The organism is Candidatus Obscuribacterales bacterium (assembly GCA_036703605.1).
Lineage (GTDB): Bacteria > Cyanobacteriota > Cyanobacteriia > RECH01 > RECH01 > RECH01.
On sequence record DATNRH010000343.1, the window covers coordinates 1 to 1,563 of the forward strand.

Here is a 1,563-nt window from a genome sequence, read left to right on the forward strand (position 1 = left end):
AGTACAGCTTGTCGGTGTTTTGATAGCCAAACTGGCGGTAAATCTTGGGGAAATCACTAGCAGCAATGGCGCGATCGCCTCTATGGGTGGCAATCAGGTCGTGATTGCCGGGAATGACGTACACCGGATAGGGCAATTGGGCAAGGCGCTGGGCCAGCCAGGCATGGTTTTCCGGTTCCCCATGCTGGGTCAGATCTCCGGGCAGAAGCAAGAAGTCCAGATCGAGGCTGGAAAAATGGTCTAACACCACCTCTAGGGACGGAATGCTCACCTCAACGAGATGGAAGCGATTGGGATGATCCAAAATGGTGTGGGGCAACCCGATGTGTAAATCGCTGGCGATGGCAAATCGAACGGACAGGCGCATAGCTTCAATCTAGGAGCAACGTAAAACCGTCTCATGGTTTTCGACCAAGTTGTTGACCGAGGGTTCACATCGATCCCTGCCTGGCCCAGACCAGCCGCCGGAGAAGCACGGTGAACCAGAGTGATGAGACGGTTCTTTTTGAGCATATCGCTGAATGCCGAAGCCTGGCTATCCCCGGGGAGCGATCGCGTTCTTGATCCATCCCCCAAGCAGAATGCTAGGATCAGAAGCCGGCGATGTAGTCCTCGAACCGAACCTATGCTCCCAGCCTCCATGCGAAAACGGGTGAGACAGCATGTCAACCCCCTGAGCGAGAAATATGGCACACCTTTGCCACCTCCCAATTGGGCAGAGATCTTTGCTGACCCCCTCCACCCCCTTCACCTCGACATTGGCTCAGCTAGGGGGCAGTTTGCAATCACCATGGCCCAGCAGTGGCCCAACTGGAATTTTCTGGGACTGGAAATTCGGGAACCCTTGGTGGAAGCTGCTCAGCGCCAAGCCCAAGCATTGACTAATGCTCACTTCTTGTTTGGCAATGCCAACAACTCCCTGCGCGGTCTACTCACGGCATTACCACCGGGAGTGCTGCGCAGTGCCTCGATTCAGTTTCCTGATCCATGGTTCAAAAAGCGCCATCAAAAGCGCCGAGTTGTGCAGCCCGAGTTGGTGCATGTCCTAGCAGAGGTCTTGCCTGCCAACGGCCAGGTGTTTCTGCAATCTGACATCGAAAGCGTTGCTGTGGACATGTGCGATCGCTTTTCTGCCCATGGGGCATTTGTTCGCTCTAGTCTAGACTGGCTGGCTGAAAGCCCATTTCCAGTCCAAACGGAGCGGGAAACGGTTACCTTATCTCAGAACAAACCAGTTTATCGCGCCCTGTATGTCCGCACTCAGGGAGACCAAGCTTCTTAAGCATCAGCTAGAGGAGTCTAGCCTCTAAAATTATCGGATCACAATCCTCATGTGTAACACCCATCAGCCCGTCGCCCCAGCCATGGCGTCTCTAGCCCTCTGGGGCTAAGCCATCGTCCTATGGGGTAGGACATGTAGAAATCCTGGAGACATTCAACCGTTATGGAGGTGCATCAAGGAGCGATCGCCCCCCAATTGTCTACAGCCATCGTTCTACAGCCACAGCCTTCATCTCCCTCAAACACCCTACCCGTACATCTTTAGCACCTGCCAACGTCTCA

The 1,563-nt window shown here is 54.3% G+C and carries 2 protein-coding genes; one reads left to right on the forward strand and one right to left on the reverse strand.

The features are described from left to right. Nucleotides 1-367 (reverse strand): metallophosphoesterase (locus V6D20_07260; GenBank protein ID HEY9815581.1); only part of this gene is annotated, 367 nt, incomplete at its 3' end. Nucleotides 368-625: 258 nt separating this feature from the next. On the opposite strand from V6D20_07260, the gene trmB reads away from it, so the two are divergent. Next, on the forward strand, nt 626-1,282 hold the full coding sequence (trmB, locus tag V6D20_07265) for a tRNA (guanosine(46)-N7)-methyltransferase TrmB (protein ID HEY9815582.1): 657 nt from the start codon (nt 626-628) through the stop codon (nt 1,280-1,282). The last annotated feature ends 281 nt before the right edge of the window (nt 1,283-1,563 follow it).